Below are 25,142 nucleotides of genomic sequence, written 5' to 3' on the forward strand. Positions count from 1 at the left end.
GAGGTGAAAATGATGCGGCCGCCTCGCGCAACATCCATGCTCGCCCAACCCGTCGTCCGCCTCGCCTCGCTTGCCGACGCCGGCGCCATCGCCGCCCTGTCCCGCGACACCATCGAGACCGGCCTGCCCTGGACCTGGCGGCCCGAGCGCGTGGCCAACGCCATCCGCGATCCGAACACGAACGTCGTGGTCGTCGGCCCGCGCGAGGCGCTCGAGGGCTTCGGGATCATGATCTACCGCGAGGACGATGCGCATCTCGTGCTGTTCGCCGTGCATCTTGCGAAACGCAGGCAAGGCATCGCCAGCACGATGCTGCTGTGGCTGGAGGATGTGGCCCGCGCAGCCGGCTGCCGGCGCATCCGGCTCGAAGCGCGGCGCGACAACGTGGCCGGCCGCAATTTCTACAGCGAACACGGCTACCACGAGCGCGCCATCGACAAGGACCGCTACCACCAGGGCGTCGATGGCGTGCGGCTCGAGAAGTGGCTGCAGTCCGGAACGCCGGAGCCGTCACCGGACGCCTGAGGCTGGCGAGCGGCACACCGCCAGCAGGAACGCGCCGAATGCGTTACCATGCCCTGGCTGACGTTCCACAAGAGTCCGCATCTCCAGGTTTCTCTGCCCCTGCTCCCGCCCCGCGGCGAGTCGTTGTCGAATCTCCCTCCGATGGTTTCTTGGCGTTCGCACCACGCGGCTTCGTGCTGCGCGGGAACTTCCAGACGAAGGATTCACATGTCGACCAACAACCAGACCGGAACCGTGAAGTGGTTCAACGAGAGCAAGGGCTACGGCTTCATCACGCCGGACGGCGGCGGCAAGGACCTGTTCGCGCACTTCCGCGACATCCAGGGCACCGACCAGTACAAGACGCTGGCCGAGAACGCCCGGGTCCAGTTCGTGGTGACGCAGGGCGCCAAGGGCCCGCAGGCCACCAACATCTGCCCGATCGCCAACTGAAGCCGGCCGCACGTACGCCAGGGGCCCGCAGGGGCCCCCTGCCGCCATGGTGACGTTCGACCCGGTGCGCATGCAGTACCAGGTGGACCTGCGCTACCAGGTGAACAGCCCGGGCTCGGACTTCATCTTCAATGTGCAGGCGGCACGCACCCGGCAGCAGCTGGTGCTGTGGGAGTCGCTCACGGTCAACCAGGGCGTGCAACTGCAGGAACACTGCGACCCGGCGACGTCCGGCCGCTTCCTGCGCCTGCGCGCCACCTCCGGCGAGCTGGCGCTGCGCTACGCGGCGCTGGTGGAGCAGCGGCCCGTCGGCGAAGCGCCGGGCAACATCCCGGAGACCTGGATTCCCGACCTGCCGGGCGAAGTCCTGCCCTATCTCTATCCGAGCCGCTTCTGCGAGTCGGACCTGCTCGCGCCCGTGGCGCTGGCCCACTTCGGCGCCCTGTGGCAAGGCTACAGCCGGGTCGAGGCGATCTGCGCCTGGGTGAACACGCATGTGAAGTTCGCCTCCGGCAGTTCGTGCAGCACCACGACCGCCTCGCAGACGCTGGCCTCGGGCCGTGGCGTCTGCCGCGACTTCGCGCACCTGATGATTGCGCTGTGCCGCGCGCTGAACATCCCGGCGCGCTTCGTCACGGGCTTCGACTACGGCGCCGATCCTGCCCTCGGCCCGTCGGACTTCCACGCGTACGTGGAAGCGTACCTGGGCGGCCGCTGGTACATCTTCGACCCCTCGGGCACCGCGATTCCGATGGGCTTCATGCGGCTGACCTCGGGCCGCGACGCCGCCGATTGCGCCTACGCCTCGATCTTCGGCGACGTGCTTCCCCTGAGCCGCACGCTGCAGATCAGCGCGGCTTCGACCAGCCCTGGCCTGCCCGCGCTGGAGCCGTACCGCGTCAGCGGCGCGATTTCCACCGCCGTCGACTGAGCACCCTCACTTGATCACGCCCTGCGCCTGCAGGGCCGCGAGACGCCCGGCGTCGAGTCCGAGCAGCGTCTCCAGGACCTCGCGCGTGCCCTCCCCCAGCACCGGCGGCGGCAACCGCACCGGCATGCGCGTGCCGTCCATGCGGTAGGGCGGCGCCATCACGTCCATGCTGCCGGCCACCGGATGCGGCTGCTTCGTGACGAGGCCGGCGTGCTCCGCGCGCGGCGAGGTCAGCGCCTCGAACAGGCCCAGCACCTCGCCGCAGGGGATGCCGACGGCACTCATGCGCTCCAGCAGCAGCTTGCGCGGGCGCGCGCGCATCTCCTGCAGCAGCAGCGGCACCAGGGTGTCGCGGTTCGCCTTGCGCGCGAGGTTGGTGCCGTAGCGTTCGTCCTGCAGGATGTCCGGCCGCGCGATCACCTCGGTGCAGAAGCGCTCGAACTGCGCGTTGTTGCCCACCGCGACGATCAGCGGGCCGTCCTGCGCATCGAACACGCCGTACGGCACGATCGAGGGATGCGCGTTGCCGTAGCGCGGCGGGTCCTTGCGCATCAACAAGGCCTCGAGTCCGTAATACGCGCTGACCATGAGGCCGCAGTCGAACAGCGCCAGTTCGACGTGGCAGCCCTTGCCGGTGCGCTGGCGATCGAAGAGCGCGGCGAGCACGGCCTGCGCGGCATACATCCCGGTGAACAGGTCGACCGCGGCGACGCCGAACTTCAGCGGCGGCTGCGACGCCTCCCCGTTGATGGCCATCAGGCCCGCTTCGCCCTGGATCACCAGGTCGTAGCCGGGCCGCGCGGCTTCGGGGCCGTGCCGGTCGTAGCCGGAGACGGAGCAATAGACGACGTCCGCCTTGACGGCGCGGACCTGTTCGTAGCCCAGCCCCATCTTTTCCGCGCCACCGAACTTGAAGTTCTGCACCACGACGTCGCACTGCTTCGCCAGTTCGCGCACGAGTTCCTGCCCCGCGGGACTCTGCAGGTCCACGGTGACGGAACGCTTGTTGCGGTTCATGCTGTTGAAGTAGGCGGTTTCGGTGTCGCCCACGCGAAGGCCCCAGTCGCGCGTGTCGTCGCCGCGCTTCGGATGCTCGACCTTGATCACCTCGGCGCCGAGGTCGCCGAGCACCTGCGCGCACAGCGGCCCCGCCAGCACGCGCGAGAGGTCCAGGACACGGATGCCGGCCAGCGGCAGCGAAGAGGATGGGGACATCATGGCGACTCGCGGGACGAAGGCGCGGATTGTCGCATCGCGCTAACCATGGAGGCGGCGCGAGTCCTCGGGGGCCTCGGCGCGGTCTTCGAGGCTGTAGTCGCGGATCACGGAGGCGATGCGCAGGTGGTAGTCGCGGAACATGGACTTGCGGCCCGCGGCCTGGGCGGCGCGGTGCGCCTCGAGCTGGCGCCAGCGCGCGAGGCATTCCTCGTCGCGCCAGAAGGACAGCGACAGCAGCTTGCCCGGCGTCGTGAGGCTTTCGAAGCGCTCGATGGAGAGGAAGCCCTCCATCTTCTCGAGCTCGGGGCGCAGGCGCGCGGCCCAGTCGAGATAGGCGCTGCGGTGTTGCTCGTGCGGCCAGACTTCGAAGATGACGGCGATCATGGGGGTCTCCTGGGGAGAGTGTATGTGCCCCGAAGGGCGCGAAGCGTAGGCTGGCGGTGACGCGCGAAGCGCCGGAACCCCAGCGCTCGCTCTGCTCCGCCGCCCAAAGCGCTGGGGTTCGCGCCCTTCGGGGCTCACCGCCAGCCTACGATTCCGGGGCCTCGCACGTCACCCAGAAGTCCGCACCTGCACCAGCAACTCCTCCAGCACCCGCAGCACCAGCTGCGGCTCCGTCAGCTGCGGGAAGTGGCCGCTCCTTTGCGCGATCACCTGCTCGCCCAGGGGCGACAGGCGCGCCAGCTCCTGCTGGTTGGCGCGCCGCGCACCCACCGCGCCGGGCGACATCATCCAGGCCCGCGGCGTGAGGCCGCCCGTGATCACGCGCAAGGGCACGGGCGGGAACGGCCCCGCGGCCTCGAGCTCGCGCACCGTGTCGTCCACCGCCGCCAGCTCCGCGTGCAGGTTGCGGCGAAAGAACGCGTTCGGCAGCGCGAGCAGCTTCGCCAGCGCGCGCTCGATCTGCGTCTCGTGCTTGCGCAGCACCACGTGATCGCCCGGATGCGTGGCCTCGATCAGCAGCACGCCCGCCACGTCCTGCGGATGCAGGCGCGCGTACAGGTTGGCGAACAGGCCGCCCAGCGAATGCGCCACCAGCACACGGGGTGGCCGCAGCCCGGCGTGCGCCAGCAGCTCGCGCAGCGATGCGATGACCGCCATGCCCGTCTGCCGTCCGCGCGGAGCGTCGCTGCCCTGCAGCCCGAAGCGGTTCCATGCCAGCACGCGGCCGATGCGCTCGATGCCGGGATACAGCGGCTCCCAGCCTTGCACGCCCATGCCGGCGCCGCTGAAAAGGACGATGTGCGCCGGTCCATGCCCGGACAGCAGGTAACCGAGGCGGCCGCTGCGCGTGTGCAGGGCCCGGATGCCGGGAAGCCGCTGGCGTCGGGTCGGCGCGAAATGCGGCATGCGCCGGTGGGCCCCTCAGGCGCCGCCGATGCCGACGTTCACCTTGCCCGTGCCGAGGCACTCGGGGCAGGCCGAGGCGCCGAGCCGGCCGCTGCCGCCGCACTTCGGGCACACCGTCTCGCCGGTGCCGGGCGTCCCCGCGGGCGCTTCGTCCCCCGGGCTCATGGGCCGCTGCGCGCCACTGGGCTGGCCGCCCGCCTGGCCCGCCGGCTGGTCGGAGCGGCCCTCGTTGCCGCTCGGGACGTCGAAGGATGCGCCCGGGTCCTCCTCGCCTGCGACCGAGGCCTGCAGGTCGAGGGGATCGCCGGGACGCGCCTGGGCCCTGGAGCCCATCAGGGAATCGTGCTGCTTGCCGGCCATGTGCGCCCTCGTGAGTTGGGTCCATCCTAGGCAGCGGCCGCGAACGGCCACGTAGGACAGGGACCCCCCTTCGCGCTGGCGCGGCCCCGCTCAGCGCCCCTGCCAGACGGGCGGGCGCTTCTGCACGAAGGCCTGCACGCCTTCGCGGAAGTCCAAGCTGCCGTAGGTGCGGCGGATCAGGTCCTCGGCCTCCGGCAGGTCGTGGCGCAGCAGGCGGTTCAGCGCCTCCTTGCTGACCTGCTGCGTCACCGGCGCCAGCGAAGCGAGCTTCTTGCACAGCTTCTGCGCCGCGGCCTCGATGCCCTCGGCCGGCACGACCTCCAGCGCGTAGCCGCAGGCCTGCGCTTCCTCCGCGCCGACCAGGTCGGCCAGCAGCAGCAGGCGCTGCACGCGGGGCCGGCCGAACGCCGCCACCAGCCCCGCCACGTTGGCGATCGACAGGCAGTTGCCGAGGGTGCGCGCGATCGGCACGCCGAACTTCGTGGCGGGGGTGACGATGCGGAAATCGCAGGTGCTCGCGATCGCCAGCCCGCCGCCGATGCACCAGCCCTCCACCACCGCCACCGTGGGCATGGGCAGGCCCGCCAGCAACTGCATGGTGCCGTCGATCTGGCGCTCGTATTCCACGCCGCGCTCGCCGTCGAAATCCTGGAACTGGGCGATGTCGGTGCCGGCGACGAAGGCCTCGCCACCGGCGCCCTGGAAGCGCACCACGCGCACGGAACGGTCCTCGCGCAGCTGCTCGCAGATGGCGCGCAGCCGCTCGTACATCGCCCACGTCATGGCGTTGCGTGCCGCGGGGCGGTCGAAGGTCACCGAGGCGATGCCGCCCTCGATGGCCAGGTGGACCTGGCCCTTGTTGTCGGTATCCTGCAAGACGTCTTCCTTCTCTACTTGTAGAACAGATTCACCAATCCGAGCCCGGTGACCGGCACGTACGTGACCAGCAGCAGCACGCTCACCAGCACGGCGATGAACCAGATGTTGACACGGGACACCTCCCACACGGAGGACTTGGCGATCGAGCAGGCCACCATCAGCACGCTCGCCACCGGCGGCGTCTGCTGGCCGATGCCCAGGTTGATGGTGACGATGAGGCCGAAGTGCACCGGGTCGATGCCGGCGGCACGCACCAGCGGCATCACGATAGGCACCACCAGGATGATCGCCGCCGCCGAGTGCAGGAACATGCCGAGGAACAGGAACAGGATGTTCAGCAGCAGCAGGATCACCCACTTGGTCTGCGTGAAGTCGGAGACCGCCCGCGCCAGCGCCTGCGGCGCCTGCACCTCGGTGAGATAGGTGCCCAGCAAGGCGCTGGTGGCCACCAGCAGCATCACCACCGCCGTCTGCACTCCGCCTTCCATGATGGCGGCGCGCAGGTGCGCCATGTCCAGTTCGCGGTAGATGAACAGGCCGACGAACAGCGCGGCCAGCACCGCCAGCGCCGCGCCCTCGGTGGCCGTCACCACGCCGCCGAAGATGCCGCCCAGGATGATGATGGGCAGCAGGAAGGCCCACAGCGCCTCGCGCGCCGTCTTGCGCACGCGCTGCCACGAGAAGCGGTCCTCGCGCGGCAGGTTGTAGCGGCGGGCGAGGAAGCTCGCCACGCCCATGAGCCCGGCCCCGCCCAGGATGCCCGGCACGATGCCGGCCACGAACAGCTGCACCACCGAGCTCTCCGCCATCACCGCGTACAGGATCATGGGGATGGAGGGCGGGATGATCACCGCCAGCGTGGCGGCCGAGGACATCGCTGCCGCCGCATAGGGCGCGGGATAGCCCTTGGCCTTCATGCCCGGGATCATCAGCGAGCCCAGCGCCGCCACGTCGGCCACGGCCGATCCGGAGATCTCGGCGAAGAACAGCGACGCGCCGATCGACACGTGCGCCAGTCCGCCGCGCACCCAGCCGAAGAGCGCGGCGGCGAAGGCGATCAGCCGACTCGAGATGCCGGACGCGTTCATGATCGCGCCGGCGAGGATGAACAGCGGGATGGCCAGCAGCGGGAAGTTGGTGGCGCCGTTGTAGATCACCACCGGCATGTTGGGCAGCGAGGACAGGCCGTGCGAGGCCACCATCGCCAGCGTGGCGACGATGCCCAGCGACACGGCGATCGGCACGTTGATCAGGACCAGCCCCAGCACGGCCCCGAAGAGGGACAGCATCGTTCCCATGCCGCCTCCTCAGTGCAGGCCGTCGGCCAGGGCCGCGCCGCTCACCGCCTGCGGCCGCGCCAGCCACAGGTCAATGAGGTGGGTGGCCTCCGCCACCACGATCAGCGCCGCGGAGATCGGGATCACCGACTGCGCGAAATTCATCGGCACCCAGGGCAGGCTTACCAGCGTGTCGCCCGCGAGGATCGGCATGATCTGCAGCCCCACCCAGCCGAGCAGGGCGAAGAAGGCGATCACCAGCAGCTGCGTGAGCAGGCCCAGCCAGCGCTTCCACGCCGACGGGAGCTGGTCGACCACCTCCGGGCAGCCGATGTGCGCGCGCTTCACCGAAGCCAGCGCCGAGCCGTAGAAGGTCAGCCAGGCCAGCATGATGGATGCGACTTCGTCGTACCACACCAGCGACTGGCCGATGGCGCGGAACACCACGCCGAGGGTGACTTCGACGGCAAGGGCCACCATCAGGGCCATCACGACCCATTCGAGCAGCAGCCCGTAATGGCGGCGGAAACGCTGCGTGGCCGTGGCGGGGGCGGCGGCTTCGGTATGCGGCATTGACGATTTCCTCTTACTTGCCGAGGGCCACGGCCTTCTCGATCAGCGGCTTCGCCGCCGGGACGTCCTTGGCGAAGTCGTCGTAGATGCCCTTGCTGGCGGCGATGAAGGCGTTCTTGTCCACCTCGTTGACCTGCATGCCGGCGGCCTTGAGCTTGCCGAGCAACTCGCTCTCCTGCTTCTCCGCGGTGGCATAGACGAAGGCCTGCACTTCCTTGGCCGTGTCCTCCAGCACCTTGCGCACGTCGGCGGGCAGCTGCTCGTACTTGGTCTTGCCCACCAGCAGGTAGGCCGGCGTGTAGACATGGCCCGACAGCGACAGGTACTTCTGCACCTCCTGCAGCTTGGCGGAATAGATCTGCGTGAACGGGTTCTCCTGGCCGTCCATCACACCGGTCTGGAGCGCCGTGAACAGTTCGGAGAACTTCATCGGGCTGGGGTTGGCGCCGTATTCCTGGAACATCTTCACCCGCCACTTGCCCTCGGGCACGCGCAGCTTGAAGCCTTCCAGGTCCTTGGGCACGCGCACCGGGCGCTTGTTGTTGGTGATGTGGCGGTAGCCGTTCTCCCAGACCGCCAGCACCTTCAGGCCCTTCTTCTCGGTGGCCGGCTCCAGCGCCGGCCAGAAGACCTCCTTCTCGATGCGCTTCATGTGCTCGCGGTCCTTCACCATGTAGGGCAGCTCGAAGATGCCGTACAGGTCGACTTCGGAGCTCATGACGGTGGAAGGCACGGCCATGTCCACGGTACCGAGCTTGAGCTTCTGGATCAACTCCTTGTCGCCACCGAGCTGGCTGGAGCCGTAGGTGACGATCTTCACCTTGCCGGCCAGCTTCTGGTTGACGCGCTTGGCGTATTCGTCGGAGCTGAGCTGGAAGATGGAGCCGGGTTCGCCGACGTGGCCGAGCTTGAGCTCGATGGGGCTCTGCGCCGCGGCGGGCGCTGAAAAGGCCAGCGCCGCGGCGGCGGCACAGAGGGTCGCGAGGATAGCCTTCATGTGGTGTCTCCAGGAGTGGGGGATGCCGCGTGCATTCGGCATCGGCCCCCTGGCGCTGTCAATGAGGTCTGGTCCGGAGAGCTTCCGTGTTCATTCCCCGCCGTCAGGCGCCGAACGCCCCGTCGGCGCGCAGCTGCGCGATGCGCTCGCCCGAGAGGCCGGCCTGCGCCAGCACTTCCTCGGTGTGCTCTCCCAGCAGCGGCGGATGGCGGCGCACCTCCTGCGGCGTGCCCGTGAGCTTCACGGCGAAGCCGATGTTGGGCACCTTGCCTTCCACCGGATGGTCGATCTCCATGCGCATGTTGCGCACCTGCGCGTGCTCGCTGCCGAAGGCCTCGGGATACGAGAGGATGGGCCCGGCCGGAATGCCGTTGGCCAGCAGCGTCTCCACCCAGTACTCCTTGCCCTGCGTGCGGAAGGTCTGTTCCAGGGCTTCCTGCAGTTCGGCGCGGTGCGCCAGGCGCTGCGCGATGGTGGCGAAGCGCGGGTCGGCGAGCAGTTCCTCCCGGCCCATCAGCTTGCACAGCTGCACCCACAGCTTCTGGTTGTTGGCGCCCATCACGAAGTGGCCGTCGGCGCAGGCCATCGCCTGGTAGGGCGCGGTCATCTTGTTGGACGTGCCCAGCGGCTGCGGCGGCTTGCCGGTGCCCCACCAGTCGCAGGTATCCCACACCGAGAACGCCATCGCGGTGTCGAACAGCGCGGCATCGATGTACTGGCCCTGCCCCGTGTTCTTCGCGCCGATGTAGGCGGCCAGCGTGGCGTAGATGGCGAACAGCGCGCAGCCGATGTCGGCCACCGGCACGCCGGCCTTCACCGGCGGCGAATCGGGATAGCCCGTCACGCTCATCACGCCGGACATCGCCTGCGCCATCAGGTCGAAGCCGGGTCGGTCGGCCCAGGGGCCGGTCTGGCCGAAGCCCGAGATGCTGGTGTAGACCAGGCGCGGGTTGATGTCCTTGAGCACTTCGTAGCCCAGGCCGAGGCGGCGCAGCGCACCGGGCCGGTAGTTCTCGACCAGGATGTCCGCGTCGCGCGCGAGCGTCTTGAGCACTTCCTTGCCGGCCTCGGACTTGAGGTCCAGCGCGATGCTGCGCTTGTTGCGGTTCATGTTCAGGAAGCCGAGGCTGTCGGCGCCCTTCATCTTGAAACCCATGGAGCCGCGGGTCTGGTCGCCGGTGCCGGGCGGTTCGACCTTGATCACGTCGGCGCCGAGGTCGCCGAGCAGCATGCAGGCGTAGGGGCCCGCCATCACCTGGCTGATATCCAGGACGCGAACGCCCGCGAGAGGCAGCGGGCGTGAGGTATCTGTCATTGCTTGGAACACCTTGGAAAGAATTCTTCGTCGGTCATCCCCGCGGATGGCGGGGAGGTCCGTCCTCCGAGCGGAGGCGGAAACACTCCGTCATCCCCGCGGAGGCGGGGATCCAGGGCTTCCGCATTCCACGCGCTGCGCGCGTGCTCTGGGTCCCCGCCTGCGCGGGGATGACGGGGGCGCAGGCGGGGATGACGGGGGCGCAGGCGGGGATGACGTCCCGGTGGGACGCCTCCGGATCAGGAATCCACGCGGACGTTGGCGTCCTTGATCACCTTGGCCCACTTGACCTGTTCCACGTGCATGAACTCGCGGAACTTCTCGACCGAGCCGCCGCCGTCCTCGGCGCCGGAAGCCTCCAGCTTCTCGACCACGTCGGGCATCACCAGCGCCTTGTTCACGTCCTCGTTCATGCGCTTGGCCAGGCCCACCGGCAGCTTGCCGGGGCCGACCAGGCCGTACCACGTCGTGGCCTCGAAGCCGGGGAAGCCCGACTCCGCCATCGTCGGCACGTTGGGATGGCCGCTGGCGCGCTTCTGGCGCGTCTGCGCGATGGCGATCGCCTTGCCGCTCTTCACGTGCGGCGTGGCGGCCGTCATCGTGTCGAAGCTGTATTGCACCTGGCCGCCGATCAGGTCGGTCAGCATCGGGCCGGAGCCCTTGTAAGGCACGTGGATCGCCTTCACGCCGGCGGCCAGCATGAACATCTCGAGCGCCATGTGCTGGGCCGAGCCCGGGCCGGCGGAGCCGAAGCTGATCTTGCCGGGGTTGGCCTTGCACAGCGCCACCAGGTCCTTGACCGTCTTGGCCGGCTGCATGCCGCCGCAGATCAGCAGGTTGGGCGTGACGCCGACCATCGCGATCGGCTGGAAGTCGCGCTCGGCGTCGTAGTTCAGCTTCTGCAGGTGGGGCATCAGCGCATGGCTGTTGATGTGCGCCATGTGCAGCACCGTGCCGTCGCCAGGCTGCTTGGCCACGTAGTCGGATGCGATGGTGCCCGAGGCGCCCGCCTTGTTCTCGACGATGACACTGGTCTTCCACATCTCGGCCAGCTTCTGGCCGATCACGCGCGCCAGGATGTCGGTGCCGCCACCGGGGGCGAAGCCCACGATGATGCGCACGGGCTGCGTCGGCAGCGACTGGGCGTAAGCCATGGGCAGAGCGACCGATGCGGCGGCGCCTGCGATGAAGGTTCTGCGTTGCACTACTACTGTCTCCTGTACCAATGAAAAAGAGGCTCCGGGTGGAGCCTCGAACTTCCTTACGCCGCCTTCTGCAGCGCGACGGGCGCCGGGTGGCCGGCGAAATACTCCATGGCGGCCGCGACGCCGGAACCCGCCAGCTTCACGCCGGACAGCTTCAGGCCCATCTCGCATCCGGACAGGGCGGCCATCAGCGTCAGGTCGTTGCAGTCGCCGAGGTGGCCGATGCGGAACATGCGGCCCTTGACCTTGCCCAGGCCGGTGCCCAGCGACAGGTCGAAGCGTTCGTAGATCAGCTTGCGGATGGCATCGGCGTCGACGCCTTCCGGCATCACCACGCCGGTGAGCACGGGCGACTGGGTCGCCGTCTCGGTGACCTGGATCTCCAGGCCCCAGGCCCGGACCGCGCTGCGCACGCCTTCGGCCCAGCGCTGGTGGCGCGCGAACACGCCCTCCAGGCCACCGAAGGTGGGATCGAGCAGCATGTCGCAGGCTTCGGCCAGGCCGTACAGCAGGTTGGTGTTGGGCGTGTAGGGCCAGTAGCCGGTCTTGTTCATCTCCACGATCTCGTCCCAGGCCCAGAAGGCCTTGGGCAGCTTCGCGGTCTTGCTCGCTTCGAGCGCCTTGGGCGAGAGCGCGTTGAAGCTGATGCCGGGGGGCAGCATCAGGCCCTTCTGCGAACCGCTGACGGTGACGTCCACGCCCCACTCGTCATGCTTGTATTCGGCCGAGGCCAGGCCGGAGATGCTGTCGACCAGCAGCAGCGCGGGGTGCTTGGCGGCGTCGATGGCGCGGCGCACGGCCAGGATGTTGCTGGTGGCGCCGGTGGAGGTCTCGTTGTGGACCACGCACACGGCCTTGATGCTGTGTTCCCTGTCGTTCTTCAGGCGCTCCTCGATCAGGTGCGCCTGCACGCCGCGGCGCCAGCCTTCCACGCCGGGCAGGCCGAGGAATTCGGTCTTCAGGCCCAGGCGGGTGGCCATCTTCTGCCACAGCGTGGCGAAGTGGCCCGTCTCGTACATCAGGACGTGGTCGCCGGGGCTCAGGGTGTTGGCCAGCGCCGCTTCCCAGGCGCCGGTGCCGGAGGCGGGATAGATCGCGACGGGGTGCCGGGTCTGGAAGATCTGCTGGATGCCCTTGAGCACCCGCTTGCCGAGGACGCCGAACTCCGGGCCGCGGTGGTCGATGGTGGGCAGGCTCATGGCCCGCAGGATGCGGTCCGGAACCGGGGACGGCCCGGGGATCTGAAGGAAATGGCGGCCGGTGGGATGGAAGTCGAGCGTCAGCATGGTCGGGCTTCGTTGAAGTGGCGCCATTTTTTGCATACAAAATTCGATTGTCAATGGCTTTCTGCCCTACTAGGGCATTTGCGCGACGACCTTTTTGCATACAAAATGCAGCCCTATGTCGGCCGAAGTCATTTCCATCCCCCGCGCCGCGCTGCACGTGCAGGTGGCGCAGCGCCTGCGCCAGCTGCTGGTGGAGGGCCGCATCGGCCCCGGCGCGAAACTGAACGAACGCGAGCTGTCCGAGCGCTTGAACGTCTCGCGCACGCCCTTGCGCGAGGCGATCAAGATGCTGGCCGCCGAGGGCTTGGTGGAGCTGCTTCCCAATCGCGGCGCCGTCGCCGTCTCGCTGACGGAGGAGGACGTCCTCCACACCTTCGAGGTGATGGCGGGGCTGGAGGCGCAGGCCGGCGAGCTGGCCGCGCAGCGCATCACCGAGCAGGAGCTGGCCGAGATCCAGGCCATGCACTTCGAGATGATGGCCGCCTACACGCGCCGCGACCTGTCGACCTACTACACGCTGAACGCCCGCATCCATTCCGCCATCAGCGCCGCGGCCCGCAACCCGGTGCTCACGCAGGTGTACCAGCAAGTCAACGCGCGCCTGCAGGCGCTGCGCTTCCGTTCCAACCAGGACGGCGAGAAGTGGAAGAACGCCATGAATGAACACGAGAAGATGATCGAAGCCCTGGCAGCGCACGACGGCAATGCCATGCGCCAGGTGCTGCTCTCGCACCTGCGCAACAAGCGCGACGTGGTGCTGGAGCAGCTGCGTGCCGCCCGCGGCGAGAAGGCGGCGTCGTGAACGCACCGCTGCCGATCACCGTCGCCCGCGAAGCCGAGGGCGCCGCCTACGACACCGTCTCCCGGGCCAGCAACGAAGTCGCCGGCCGGCTGGCGCAGCGGCTGGCGGCCGAGACCCAGGGCGAAGTGCTGTTCTCGCCGGGCGACCGCGGCCGCTATGCCACCGATGCCTCGATCTACCAGGTGATGCCGGTCGGCGTGTTCGTGCCGAAGTCGGCCGAGGACGCTCGCCTCGCACTGGACATCTGCCGCGACCTGAAGGTCCCGGTGGTGCCGCGCGGCGGCGGCACCAGCCAGTGCGGCCAGACGGTCGGCGCCGGCCTGGTGATCGACTTCTCCAAGCACGTGCGCAAGGTGCTCGAGGTCGACACCGCGAACCGCACCGCCACGGTGGAGCCCGGCATCGTGCTGGACCACCTGAATGCCCACCTGAAGAAGACCGGCCTGTGGTACCCGGTGGACGTCTCCACCGCGGCGCAGGCCACGCTGGGCGGCATGGCCGGCAACAACTCCTGCGGCAGCCGCAGCATCGCCTACGGCAACATGGTGCACAACGTGCTGGGCGCGCAGGCCTGGACCTCCGACGGCTTGCTGCACACCTTCGGCCGCTTCGAGGAAGCGAGCGGCGCGGTGCGCGGCTACGGCGAACGCGTGCGCGAGCTCGCCCTGAGCCTGGCCCCCGAGATCGACGCGCACTGGCCCAAGGTGCTGCGCCGCGTAGCCGGCTACAACCTGGACGTCTTCCACAACCAGAACGAGAAGCCGTACACGAAGGACGGCAGCGTCAACCTGGCGCACCTCCTGGTCGGCAGCGAAGGCACGCTGGCCCTCACCAGGAGCCTGAAGCTGCAGCTCACCGACCTCCCGAAGCACAAGGTGCTGGGGGTCGTGAACTTCCCGACCTTCTACAACGCGATGGATTCGGCCCAGCACATCGTGAAGCTGGGCGCCGACGGCACGCTCACCGCGGTGGAACTGGTCGACCGCACGATGATCGAGCTGTCGCTGCAGAACCCGGCGTTCGCGCCCACGGTGCGCACGGCGCTGATCGGGCAACCCGACGCCGTGTTGCTGGTCGAATTCGCCGGCGCCGACAGGACAGCGCTGCTGCGCAAGCTGGCCGAACTCGAGGAGCTGATGGGCGACCTGGGCCTGCCCCGCTCCGTGGTGCTGATGCCGGACGAAGCCCCGCAGAAGGCCCTGTGGGAAGTGCGCAAGGCCGGCCTCAACATCATGATGAGCCTCAAGGGCGACGGCAAGCCGGTCTCCTTCATCGAGGACTGCGCCGTGCCGCTGGTGCACCTGGCCGAATACACCGACGAACTCACGCAGGTGTTCCGCAAGCACGGCACCAAGGGCACCTGGTACGCCCACGCCTCGGTCGGCACCCTGCACGTGCGGCCCATCCTCGACATGCGGCGCGAAGGCGCCGTGCGGATGCGCGCGATCGCCGAGGAGGCTTCGGCGCTGGTGCGCAAGTACAAGGGCGCCTACAGCGGCGAGCACGGCGACGGCCTGTGCCGCGGGGAGTGGATCCGCTGGCAGTTCGGCCCGCAGATCGACGCCGCCTTCGGCGAGATCAAGCGCATGTTCGACCCGATCGGCCTGCTGTCGCCCAAGCGCATCATCGATCCGCCGCGCATGGACGACACCCGGCTGATGCGCTTCCCGCCGACGTACCAGGTGATCCCGCTGCAGCCGGCGCTGGACTGGACGCCCTGGGACGTGCAGAACGACCCGGCGACCGAGAAGACCACCGCGCCGGGCACCGGCGGCGACCCGGCCAAGGGCTTCGCCAAGGCCGTGGAGATGTGCAACAACAACGGCCACTGCCGCAAGTTCGACGCCGGCACCATGTGCCCCAGCTACCGCGTCACGCGCGACGAGCAGCACCTCACGCGCGGCCGCGCCAACACGCTGCGCCTGGCCCTGTCCGGCCAGCTCGGTGCCGACGGCCTGGCGAGCGAGGAAGTGCGCGAGGCGCTGGACCTCTGCGTCAGTTGCAAGGGCTGCAAGCGCGACTGCCCCACGGGGGTCGACATGGCCCGCATGAAGATCGAGTTCCTGGCGGCGGACCGCAGGAAGAACGGCTACTCGCTCAAGGACAAGGTGATCGGCCGGCTGCCGGACTACGCCGCCACCGCGAGCCGTTTCGCCGGCCTCATGAACCTGCGCAACCGCGTGCCGCTGCTGGCGAAGCTGGGCGAGAAGCTCCTGGGCATCTCCGCCCGGCGCAGCCTGCCCGAATGGGAAAGCTGCCACTTCTTCCAGTCCGGCGTGCCGGGCGCCTCGCGCGCCGAAGTGCTGGCGGCCAGCAAGCCCGTCGTGCTGTTCGTCGACACCTTCAACGCCTTCTTCGAATCCGCCAACGCCAAGGCGGCCTTCCACGTGCTGTGCGCCGCCGGCTACACGGTGCACATCGCCAGCAAGGAGAAGCCGGATGGCAAGCACCTGTGCTGCGGCCGGACCTACCTGGCCAGCGGCATGGTGGACGAGGCGAAGGCCAAGGCGGCCGAAGTGCTGGAGGCGCTGCATCCCCTGGCGGCCAAGGGCATCCCGGTGGTCGGCCTGGAGCCCTCCTGCCTGCTGTCGCTGCGCGACGAGCACACGGCCATGGGCTTCGGCGAGCCGGCGAAGGTGCTGGCGAAGCAGGCGCTGCTGCTGGAGGAATTCCTGGCGCGCGAAGCCGCAGCCGGCCGGCTGGAGGAACTGCGCGGCAAGCTCAAGCCGCTGGGCAAGCCGGTACTGGTGCACGGCCACTGCCACCAGAAGGCCTTCGGCGCGATCTCGCCGGTGCTGGACGTGCTCAAGCTGGTGCCGGGGGCGCAGCCGCAACTGATCGAATCGAGCTGCTGCGGGATGGCCGGCAGCTTCGGCTACGAGGCCAGCCACATGGACGTGTCCATGCAGATGGCCGAGCTGAGCCTGCTGCCGGCGGTGCGCAATGCGCCTGACGCGATCATCGTGGCGGACGGCACCAGTTGCCGCCATCAGATCCACGATGGTGCGCAGCGCCAGGCCCTGCATGCGGCGGTGGTGCTGGAGATGGCACTGCGCGCCTGACGATTTCCCTCATCCACGGGCACAATGCGCGGGTGACACTGCCCTGCACCATCCGCGCCGCCCTGCCCTCGGACGAAGCCGCCTGGCGCCAGCTGTGGCGCCGGTATTGCGATTTCTACCGGGCGCAACTGCCGGAGGAAGTCACCCGCCGCACCTGGACGCGCATCCTCGATCCGGATTCGGCCGTGATGTGCATCGTGGCGGAGGTCGACGGCCAGGTGTACGGCTTTGCCAACTGCGTGGTGCACGAGAACACCTGGGAGACGCAGCCCGTCTGCTACCTGGAAGACCTGTTCGTGCTGCCGTCCGCGCGCGGCCACGGCATAGGCACTGCCTTCATCGAGTGGCTGCGCAACGCGATGCGCGCCGAAGGCTGGGCGCGCGTGTACTGGGTGACCCAGGCCGACAACCTCACGGCCCGCCGCCTGTATGACCGCTTCACGCACGCGGACGGCTTCGTCCGCTACGTGATCCGGCAGAAATGAAAGCGGCCGGGCCGGGCCGGTCGCTGCGCTTCCGGCTCTTCCTGCTCGCCGCGAGCGGACTGCTGCCGCTGGCGATCGTCGCCCTGGTGGTGCTGGCCTACGTCACCTCCGAACGCGAGCGCGACGCCCGCGACACGGCTTTGGCCGTCTCGCGCGCGCTGGCCACGGCGGTGGACGCGGAGCTGGGCGCCACCGTCAGCGTGCTGCAAAGCCTGGCGCTGTCCGACGAACTCGCGCCCGCGCAGCTGCGCCAGTTCCACGCCCTGGCCCGCCGCGTCGCGGAAGCCCAGGGCTGGCGCGCGATCATCCTGGCCGATGCCGGCGGCCGCATTCTCCTCAGTTCTTCCGACGAGCCGGAGGCAAGCGGCCAGGCGCCCGTCGACATCGCCAGCATGCAGCAGGCGATCCAGGGCCGCGAGCCGGTGGTCGGCAACGTGGCGCGCGGTCCGCGCGGCGTGGCGGCCTTCGCCGTCCGTCTGCGGGTGGAGCGTTCGGGCCAGTTGACCTACGTGCTGTCGGCCGTCATCCCCACGGAACACATCCTCGCCGTGCTGATGCGCCAGCAGGTGCCCGCCACCTCGGTCGTGTCCGTGTTCGACCGCAACCTGCTGCGGGTGGCCCGTTCGCGTCCCCATGCCGGCGAGCGCCCCGCGCCTTCGCTGCAGGCGCTGCTGGAAAAAGGCGAGCCGGAGGGCACCGGCAACACCACCACGCTGGAGGGCTTTCGCAGCCACACCGGCTATGCGCGCCTGCAGCACTGGGGCTGGGTGGTGGCCACGGGCATTTCCGCGGAAGACGCGAGTGCCGGCCTGTACGGCGTGCTCGGTGCGGTGGGGGCCGGCCTGCTCGCGTCGCTGGGGCTGGCGGCCTTCCTCGCCTGGTATTTCGCCCGCGACGTCACCGAGCCGATCGACGCCCTCAAGGTGGCGGCCGGCGCACTCGGGCGCGGCGAGCCGGTCCGGCTGCCGCACCTGGACGTCGCCGAACTGCAGGACGTGGGCGCGGCGCTCGCGCTCGCCTCGACCGACCGCGACCGTGCCGCCCAGGAACGCCGCGCCGGCGAAGCCGAACGCGAGACCCTGCTGGCGCGCGCCACGCAGGCGCTGCAACAGGCCGAGGAGGCCGGCCGCAGCAAGGACGAATTCCTGGCCATGCTCGGCCACGAGCTGCGCAACCCGCTGGCCCCCATGGCGACGGCGCTGCACCTGATGGCGCGCAAGGGCGACCCCGGCACGCTGCGCGAGCGCGAGGTGATGGAGCGCCAGGTGACCCACATGAAGCGGCTGGTCGACGACCTGCTGGACGTCTCGCGCATCACCGGCAAGCGGCTGGAGATGCGGATGCAGCCGCTGCGCCTGGCGGACCTGGTGCGGCACGCCGCGCAGGCTGCGCAGCCCGTGCTCGGCCTGCGCCGCCTCGAGCTGCAGTTGCCGGACGCTGCCGATGCCTTGTGGGTCAATGCCGACGAGGTGCGGCTGTCCCAGGTCCTCAACAACCTGATCGGCAACGCGATCAAGTTCACCGGCACGGAAGGCAGGATCACGCTGGCCCTCGCCACCGCGGGCGACGCCGCGGAGATCACGGTGAGCGACGACGGCGTCGGCATGCCGCCCGAGGTGCTGGAGCACGTGTTCGACCTGTTCTACCAGGCGCCGCAGGGCGCCGATCGCTCGCGCGGCGGCCTCGGCCTCGGGCTGGCGATCGTGCGCAGCCTGATCGAGATGCACGGCGGCCAGGTGAGCGCGAGCAGCGCCGGCGCCGACGGCGGCAGCACGTTCACCGTGCGCCTGCCGCTGGCGCCGCCGCCGCCGCAAGCCGCCGCAGCTGCCGGCGTGGCCGCGACCGAAGCCGTCCAGGGTCGCGTGCTGCTGGTCGACGACAACCAGGATGCCGCGGACACCGCTGCCGCGCTGCTGGAGCTCTCCGGCTACGAGGTGCAGGTGGCGTATGACCCCGGGGTCGCGCTCTCGCTGCTCGATCGCTTCGCGCCGGACGTGGCCGTGCTCGACATCGGCCTGCCCGGCATGAGCGGCTACGAGCTCGCCGCGCGGGTGCGCGTGCATCCGAACGGCAGGAACTGCTATCTTGTGGCGCTGACCGGGTACGGCACCGCGGCGGACATCACGCGGGCCCGCGCGGCAGGCTTTCGCCAGCACCTGGTCAAACCCGCGGCACCGGATGCGCTGCTCGAGGCCATCCGGCACGGCCTGCGGGAGAACACCGATAGGAGAGCCCCATGACCCTGCACCGTCGCCAGTTCCTCCAGCTCCTTGCCGCCACGGCCGCCGGCCCCCGCCTGGTGGCCGCGCAACAGGCCAGGACCGTGCGCCTGCGCGGCACCATCGAAGCCCTGAGCGCCGACAAGCTCACGCTGATGGAGCGCAGCGGCCAGCGCATGGAACTCGCGCTGGCGCCGAACTGGACCGTCACCGAGGTGTATCCCGTGACGCTGCAGGACGTCAAGGCCGGCAGCTTCGTCGGCGTCGGCGGCATGCCGCAGTCCGACGGCAGCCAGAAGGCCATCGCCGTGGTGCTGTTCCCCGAGAACATGCGCGGCACGGGCGAGGGCCACTACCCCTTCGACTTCCTGCCGCAAAGCACGATGACCAATGCGACCGTGGCCGACGTCGCCAGGTCGCCCAGCGGCGAACGGCTCGAGCTGCGCTACAAGGACGGCCAGAAGACCATCGTCGTGCCGCCCGAGGCGCCCATCGTGAGCCTGCGGCCGGGTGAACGCGGGATGGTGCAGGTCGGCCAGCGCGTGGCCGTCAACGTGCAGGACATCAACGGCACGCCCACCGTCGTCCGCGTGAACGCGGGCAAGAACGGCTTCGCGCCCCCTTATTGAAAGAACGATGACCCGACCCCTCCTCCTCGGCTGCATCGCCGACGATTTCACCGGCGCCACCGACCTTGCCAACAACCTGGTGCGCGCGGGCATGCAGGTGGTGCAGACCATCGGCGTGCCGCGGGCGCCGGTGGACAGCGTCGACGCCGTCGTCGTCGCGCTCAAGTCGCGCACCATCCCCGCCGCCGAGGCGGTGGCCCAGTCGCTCGCGGCACTGCAGTGGCTCCAGGCGCAGGGCTGCAGCCAGTTCTATTTCAAGGTCTGCTCCACCTTCGACTCCACGCCCCAGGGCAACATCGGCCCGGTGGCGGAGGCGCTGCTGCAAGCGCTGGGCGCGGATTTCTGCTGCGTCACGCCGGCCTTCCCGGAGAACGCCCGCACCGTCTACAAGGGCCACCTGTTCGTGGGCGACGTGCTTCTGAGCGAGTCGGGCATGCGGCAGCACCCGCTGACGCCCATGACCGACGCCAACCTGGTGCGGGTGATGCAGGCGCAGTCGCGCGGGCGGGTGGGGCTGATCGAGCACGCGGTCGTGCGCGCCGGGGCCGGGCCCCTGCGCGCGCGGATCGCGCAGCTGCGCGGCGAAGGCGTTCGCTTCGGCATCGTCGACGCCGTGGCGGATGCCGACCTGCTCGCCCTCGGCGAAGCCTTGCGCGACGCGCCGCTGGTGGTCGCCGGCTCCGGGGTGGCCATAGCGCTGCCCCGCAACCACGGCCTGGCGCCGCGGCCGGAAGCGGCCGCCCTGCCCCCGGCCGGCGGCCTGCGCGCGATCGTCTCGGGCAGCTGCTCGCAGGCCACGCAGGCGCAGGTGGCGGACTTCATCGCTGCCGGCGGGGCGGCCCGCGCCATCGATCCCCTGCAGCTCGCGGACGACCGCGAAGGCGTGGTCCGGGAGGCGCTCGACTGGGCCGCCGGCGAACTCGGACACGGCGCGGTGCTGGTCTACTCCACCGACCGGCCCGAATCCGTGCGCGCCGTGCAGGAGCGCCTGGGCGTGCAGCAGGCCGGCGCGCTGGTCGAAGACGCTCTGGCGTCGATCGCCAAGGGGCTCGTGCAGCGGGGCGTGCGCCAGCTGGTCGTCGCCGGCGGCGAAACCTCCGGCGCCGTCGTGCAGGCCCTCGGCGTCGCGCAGATGCGCATCGGCCGGCAGATCGATCCGGGCGTGCCCTGGTGCCATGCCGCCGCGCCCGCCTGCGACGCGCAGCTGCACCTGGCCCTGAAGTCCGGCAACTTCGGCAGCGCCGACTTCTTCCGCAAGGCCTTCGCCCTCCTGGCATGAACGAAACGGCGCTGCGCGAAGAGATCTGCCGGGTCGGCCGCAGCCTGTTCGAGCGCGGCTACGTGCATGCCACCGCGGGGAACATCAGCGTTCGCCTCGACGACGGCTTCCTGATCACCCCGACCGACGCCTGCCTCGGCTTCCTCGTGCCGGACCAGCTGGCCCGCGTCGACGCCGCAGGGCAGCAGCTCGGTGGCGCGCCGGCCAGCAAGACCCTGGCGCTGCACCGGCGCATCTACGGCGCGCATGCCGCCCTGGGGGTGCCGGCACCGCGCTGCATCATCCACACCCACAGCACCCATTGCGTGGCATTGACGCTGGGCGATCCCGAAGGCGAACTGCTGCCGCCGATCACGCCTTATTTCGTGATGAAAGTTGGACACGTCCCGGTCGTTCCCTACCACCGCCCGGGCGCGCAGGAGGCCGCGCAAGCCGTTGCATCGCTGATCGCGCGCTACGCTGTCCAGGGCACGCCCTTGCGTGCGGTGATGCTCACCCGGCTGGGCCCGAACGTGTGGCACGACTCGCCCGCGCAGGCGATGGCGGTGCTCGAGGAACTGGAAGAGACAGCCAGGTTGTGGATGCTCGCCTCCCCCAAGCCACAGCCGCTGGCGCAGGCAGATCTCGAGCAGTTGCGCGCAGCCTTCGGCGCCCGGTGGTGAGCACGGTCCCCGCGGGGTTGTAATGCGAACGTTCAAGGTCTTTGCCGCAACGCTGCCGATCTCCTGCAATAACACCGGCAACTAAGCCGAACGTTCGCAGCCGATTCACACGGCCTTACAACTTCCTCCCCTTGGTGGGAGAGCTTCGGCACCTTCGTTCATCGGCCTGCCGCAGGACCGCTGCCACACTTGCGACGCGCCTGGAAAAGGCGCCTGCCACCCCCGCCACGATCCTCCCGCGAACAGCGGCCTGACCCGCTTCAACTTCGACTTAAGAGCGCCGCGTTCCTATGCAACGCCGGCGCTTTTCCGTCTTGTCGTTGCATGGTTTTCGCCTTAGGAAAATTACCCATTTGCGGGGGTGACATTTCCCCACGGTAAATCATGTTTCCCCACTGAAACGTTGGCGGCCGGGGGTCCAGACGCGTTTCGGAAATCCGCACGTTTTCCAAAGTTCCTACTTCGAGCCTTGGCACGTTCTCTGCCTTATCACTTTTGCAGGAAGCAAAGCGCGTTGCGAAAGACAACGCATTCAAGCAACCAGGAAAGTTTGAATGAGGCACAAAATGACCCGTCCCCACGGAGTGCAGCCAGTCACGAAGTTCGTCCTGAGCGCGGTGGCCATCGCCGCGCTCGCATCCACCACGCTGTCGGCACAGGCGGCCCTCGACGTCACGGGCCCGCCCCCCGCGACCGATCCCTCCCACTACACGAACCAGCCCACCGATCCCACGCAGGCCCTGCAGGACCTCCTGCTGGAGACGCCCGCGAACGAGGGCGGCATGGAGCTGCCCAATGGCGAGGTGATGGAGAACAAGCGGATCGTCAACATCGAGAACGTGATCCAGCGCGATGCCCTGTATCCGTACAACTACCCCACCAACGGCCTGCCCAGCCCCATGTTCGGCGCGCAGCCGTTCACGCAGAAGCTGCTGATGTTCGAAGAGTTCGGGCCGGAGAAGCTGGACCCGAACGTGGAAGCCGGCACCCTGCCCTTCCCGCGTCCTGCCGCCGGCGTCGCGCCGGAGCAGGAAGCCGACATCACCCGCAGCGGCCCCGCCGGCGCGGACCTCGATGCCTTCCTCCAGCAGGCCGGCATCTCCCCGTTCCCCACCCGTGAGTCCAACACCTCGCTGCAGAACCCATGGAAGCCGGACATCGAGCAGTTCCTCGGCCGCTTCCTGACCAACCCGCCCGCCGAAGGCCGCCCGCCAGGGGAAGGCTGGGCCCACCAGCGCTGGAACGAGTTCTACCCGCAGGCCTACTACAAGACCGTGCAGGCCGGCTCCCGCGTCAACGGTGGCCTGCGTGACAGCAAGCAGATGCACAAGTACCAGGTCGGCGAGTTCGGCCCCGGTGGCCTGTACTACAACACCGTGGACAACAACAACCCGGCGTTCAACGGCACGACCCGGGGGATCCCGATCAAGATCCACCCGAACATGCCGACCCAGGACCACAAGAACATCTGGACCTTCGACGGCACGCTGCCCCCGAAGCTGCTGATGGCGCGCTACGGCCAGCCGATGCTCATGCGCCACTACAACGCGCTGCCGATCGACCCGCAGGCCAACGGCGGCTTCGGTCTGCACACGATCACGACGCACGAGCACAACGGCCACTCGCCGGCTGAAAGCGACGGCTTCGCCAACGCCTTCTTCTTCCCCGGCCAGTTCTACGACTACCGCTGGCCCCTGCAGCTCGCCGGCTACGACAGCATCAACACGACCGCCACCGAACCGCGCGCCGGCTTCCCTTGCGCCGCCGGCGAGACCCTGTGGGTCAACGATGCCAACCCTGGCGTGAAGACCTGCCAGAACGGCCGGATCAACATCCGCGGCGACTGGCGCGAGACCATGTCCACGCACTGGTTCCACGACCACATGCTCGACTTCACGGCCCAGAACGTCTACAAGGGCAACGCCGTGATGATGAACTACTACTCGGCGCTCGATCGCGGCAACGAGGCCATCAACGACGGCGTGAACCTGCGCTTCCCCTCCGGCCAGAACATGGCCTGGGGCAACCGCGACTACGACGTGAACCTGGTGATCGGCGACAAGGCCTGGGACCAGACCGGCCAGCTGTGGTTCAACCCCTTCAACACCGACGGCTTCATCGGCGACCGCCTCACGGTGAACTGGCAGTACGCCCCGGTGCTGGACGTGCGGGCCCGCAAGTACCGCTTCCGAATCCTCAACGGCTCGGTGTCGCGCTACCTGTCGCTCGCCATCGTGGCGGAAGCGACGGGCAACTCGGGCGAACTGAAGGGCCCCGCCGGCTCCGGGAAGACGTACAAGCGCGTGCCCTTCCACCTGGTCGCCAACGACGGCAACATCCTGGAGCACGCCATTCCGTTCGACGGCACCATGGACCTGGATGGCAACGGCAACAAGGACGAGCACAAGGGCTGGCTGCCGACCCAGGCCATCGCCGAGCGCTTCGACATCGTCGTCGACTTCGCGAACTTCGCGACCGGCACCAAGCTGTACTTCATCAACACGATGCACCACGACACGGGCATCATCGCCAAGCGGAAGATCCCGCTCGCCGACATCCTGTCCGAGAAGTACAAGGCCGTGCTCACGCCCGGCAAGGAAAGCTGGGACAAGGGCGACCCCGCCGTCGGCATGTTCATGCAAATGGTGGTGAAGGCGTACTCCGGCACCGACATGAGCATGAACCCCGCCGAGTACGAGCCTGCCAAGCCCGGCAAGGCCGCTGGCAAGAAGATGATCCCGCTCTGGCTGGATCGCAGCAACCCGACGCAGATGGCCGCGCTCCAGAACGCCCGTTACCGCACCTTCGACTTCGGTCGTTCGAGCGGCACGGACCTGGATCCGTGGACCGTCAAGACCGACGGCGGCGTGTCGTACATCGCCGACCCGCGCCGCATCAGCGCCGCCCCGCAACTGGCCAGCGGCCCGACCGACGCCGGCACTGTGGGTGACGGCACGACGGAAGTCTGGCGCATCACCTCCGGCGGCGGCTGGAGCCACCCGGTGCACATCCACTTCGAGGAGGGCATCATCCTGGACCGCAACGGCAACCCGCCGCCGGAATGGGAGAAGTGGTCCCGCAAGGACGTGTACCGCGTCGGTGGCGATCCGGAGAGCGGTGGTTCCCTGACCGTCGCGCTGAGGTTCCGCGAGTTCGCCGGCACCTACGTGGAGCACTGCCACAACACGCAGCACGAGGACAACGCGATGCTGCTGCGCTGGGACATCGAGCACCCGGGCCAGTTCCAGGTGATGCCCACGCCGCTGCCGACGTGGGATGGCGTGGAGTACGCGCCGTCGGTGGGCATCCCCACCTTCCGCACCGGTTCCGGCACGGTGGCCAACCACTGAACCTGGCAACGCACTGCCAGTCCTGAAAGGACGGCGCCCACAAGGCGCCGTCCTTTTTCTTTGGTTCTTCGCCAGTCGCGGTGGGAGGCGAGCTGACCCGTTACCGCATGGTGTGACAGTGTCGACTGTGCGCTTCGCAAGGTTCGTGTCCCAGGAGACGATCTCCGCAAGCAGTCGCCTCCGGACCGGACCAGGCCGGGTCCCTGTCCGCCTCTGCGACTGTCCTCCGGCGCGGATGAGAGACTGGCGCGAAGCTGGCATCGCGCCCGCGCCTCCCCCTTTATGTCGCCGAGTCGGACAGGGACC

22 protein-coding genes are annotated in these 25,142 nt (G+C 69.0%); 11 read left to right on the top strand and 11 right to left on the bottom strand.

The window, feature by feature from the left end:
* Positions 1–36: 36 nt before the first annotated feature.
* The 3 genes from JI746_RS25645 to JI746_RS25655 all read left to right on the top strand — a co-directional run bounded on the left by JI746_RS25645 (position 37) and on the right by JI746_RS25655 (position 1,888).
* The gene (locus tag JI746_RS25645) at positions 37–525 is read left to right on the top strand and encodes a GNAT family N-acetyltransferase (protein WP_201693162.1); all 489 of its coding nucleotides are present in this window, start codon (positions 37–39) and stop codon (positions 523–525) included.
* A 207-nt stretch (positions 526–732) separates the two neighbouring features.
* Positions 733–957, top strand: coding sequence for a cold-shock protein (locus tag JI746_RS25650; RefSeq protein WP_201693163.1), 225 nt, complete (start codon positions 733–735; stop codon positions 955–957).
* A gap of 46 nt (positions 958–1,003) precedes the next feature.
* Complete coding sequence (locus JI746_RS25655) at positions 1,004–1,888, top strand: transglutaminase-like domain-containing protein (RefSeq protein WP_201693164.1); 885 nt, start codon at positions 1,004–1,006, stop codon at positions 1,886–1,888.
* Between the two features lie 6 nt (positions 1,889–1,894).
* On the opposite strand, the gene JI746_RS25660 is transcribed toward JI746_RS25655, so the two are convergent.
* From JI746_RS25660 to JI746_RS25710, 11 genes are all read right to left on the bottom strand, one after another.
* A complete protein-coding gene (locus tag JI746_RS25660; protein ID WP_201693165.1) occupies positions 1,895–3,106 on the bottom strand; it encodes a CaiB/BaiF CoA transferase family protein in 1,212 nt (403 codons plus the stop codon).
* A 39-nt stretch (positions 3,107–3,145) separates the two neighbouring features.
* On the bottom strand, positions 3,146–3,490 hold the full coding sequence (locus tag JI746_RS25665) for an antibiotic biosynthesis monooxygenase family protein (RefSeq protein ID WP_201693166.1): 345 nt from the start codon (positions 3,488–3,490) through the stop codon (positions 3,146–3,148).
* A gap of 168 nt (positions 3,491–3,658) precedes the next feature.
* Entirely contained in the window at positions 3,659–4,456 is a 798-nt protein-coding gene (locus JI746_RS25670) for an alpha/beta fold hydrolase (protein ID WP_201693167.1), read from the bottom strand.
* Between the two features lie 15 nt (positions 4,457–4,471).
* A complete protein-coding gene (locus JI746_RS25675; protein ID WP_236600138.1) occupies positions 4,472–4,816 on the bottom strand; it encodes a hypothetical protein in 345 nt (114 codons plus the stop codon).
* Positions 4,817–4,906: 90 nt separating this feature from the next.
* Positions 4,907–5,692, bottom strand: coding sequence for an enoyl-CoA hydratase/isomerase family protein (locus JI746_RS25680; RefSeq protein WP_201693168.1), 786 nt, complete (start codon positions 5,690–5,692; stop codon positions 4,907–4,909).
* 14 nt (positions 5,693–5,706) lie between these two features.
* A complete protein-coding gene (locus JI746_RS25685; protein ID WP_236600139.1) occupies positions 5,707–6,993 on the bottom strand; it encodes a TRAP transporter large permease in 1,287 nt (428 codons plus the stop codon).
* A 9-nt stretch (positions 6,994–7,002) separates the two neighbouring features.
* Positions 7,003–7,545, bottom strand: coding sequence for a TRAP transporter small permease (locus JI746_RS25690; protein ID WP_201693169.1), 543 nt, complete (start codon positions 7,543–7,545; stop codon positions 7,003–7,005).
* Positions 7,546–7,558: 13 nt separating this feature from the next.
* Positions 7,559–8,542: a TRAP transporter substrate-binding protein gene (locus JI746_RS25695; RefSeq protein WP_201693170.1), complete on the bottom strand. Its 984-nt coding sequence runs from the start codon at positions 8,540–8,542 to the stop codon at positions 7,559–7,561.
* A gap of 103 nt (positions 8,543–8,645) precedes the next feature.
* Positions 8,646–9,857 (bottom strand): CaiB/BaiF CoA transferase family protein, encoded by a 1,212-nt coding sequence (locus JI746_RS25700; RefSeq protein WP_201693171.1) that lies wholly within the window; start codon positions 9,855–9,857, stop codon positions 8,646–8,648.
* Between the two features lie 239 nt (positions 9,858–10,096).
* Positions 10,097–11,062, bottom strand: coding sequence for a Bug family tripartite tricarboxylate transporter substrate binding protein (locus JI746_RS25705; protein WP_201693172.1), 966 nt, complete (start codon positions 11,060–11,062; stop codon positions 10,097–10,099).
* Positions 11,063–11,118: 56 nt separating this feature from the next.
* Complete coding sequence (locus tag JI746_RS25710; protein WP_201693173.1) at positions 11,119–12,348, bottom strand: pyridoxal-phosphate-dependent aminotransferase family protein; 1,230 nt, start codon at positions 12,346–12,348, stop codon at positions 11,119–11,121.
* A gap of 115 nt (positions 12,349–12,463) precedes the next feature.
* Between JI746_RS25710 and JI746_RS25715 the strand changes: the two genes are divergently transcribed.
* The 8 genes from JI746_RS25715 (at position 12,464) to JI746_RS25750 (ending at position 24,836) form a co-directional block, all read left to right on the top strand.
* Positions 12,464–13,150 carry a GntR family transcriptional regulator gene (locus JI746_RS25715; protein WP_201693174.1) on the top strand — a complete coding sequence of 229 codons (687 nt, stop codon included), beginning with the start codon at positions 12,464–12,466 and terminating at the stop codon, positions 13,148–13,150.
* A complete protein-coding gene (locus tag JI746_RS25720; protein ID WP_201693175.1) occupies positions 13,147–16,212 on the top strand; it encodes an FAD-binding and (Fe-S)-binding domain-containing protein in 3,066 nt (1,021 codons plus the stop codon). Before JI746_RS25715 ends, JI746_RS25720 begins: the two co-directional genes overlap by 4 nt.
* Before the next feature lie 32 nt (positions 16,213–16,244).
* On the top strand, positions 16,245–16,697 hold the full coding sequence (locus tag JI746_RS25725; protein ID WP_201693176.1) for a GNAT family N-acetyltransferase: 453 nt from the start codon (positions 16,245–16,247) through the stop codon (positions 16,695–16,697).
* Positions 16,694–18,937, top strand: coding sequence for a hybrid sensor histidine kinase/response regulator (locus JI746_RS25730; RefSeq protein WP_201693177.1), 2,244 nt, complete (start codon positions 16,694–16,696; stop codon positions 18,935–18,937). The genes JI746_RS25725 and JI746_RS25730 overlap by 4 nt, the downstream gene beginning before the upstream one ends.
* Complete coding sequence (locus JI746_RS25735) at positions 18,934–19,545, top strand: hypothetical protein (RefSeq protein WP_201693178.1); 612 nt, start codon at positions 18,934–18,936, stop codon at positions 19,543–19,545. Before JI746_RS25730 ends, JI746_RS25735 begins: the two co-directional genes overlap by 4 nt.
* 7 nt (positions 19,546–19,552) lie before the next feature.
* Complete coding sequence (otnK, locus tag JI746_RS25740; RefSeq protein ID WP_201693179.1) at positions 19,553–20,824, top strand: 3-oxo-tetronate kinase; 1,272 nt, start codon at positions 19,553–19,555, stop codon at positions 20,822–20,824.
* Positions 20,821–21,486 (top strand): class II aldolase/adducin family protein, encoded by a 666-nt coding sequence (locus JI746_RS25745; RefSeq protein ID WP_201693180.1) that lies wholly within the window; start codon positions 20,821–20,823, stop codon positions 21,484–21,486. Before otnK ends, JI746_RS25745 begins: the two co-directional genes overlap by 4 nt.
* Positions 21,487–22,052: 566 nt before the next feature.
* Entirely contained in the window at positions 22,053–24,836 is a 2,784-nt protein-coding gene (locus JI746_RS25750; RefSeq protein ID WP_201693181.1) for a multicopper oxidase domain-containing protein, read from the top strand.
* Positions 24,837–25,142: the final 306 nt, after the last annotated feature.

It is taken from the genome of Ramlibacter alkalitolerans, from assembly GCF_016722765.1.
Taxonomy (GTDB): Bacteria; Pseudomonadota; Gammaproteobacteria; order Burkholderiales; family Burkholderiaceae_C; genus Ramlibacter; species Ramlibacter alkalitolerans.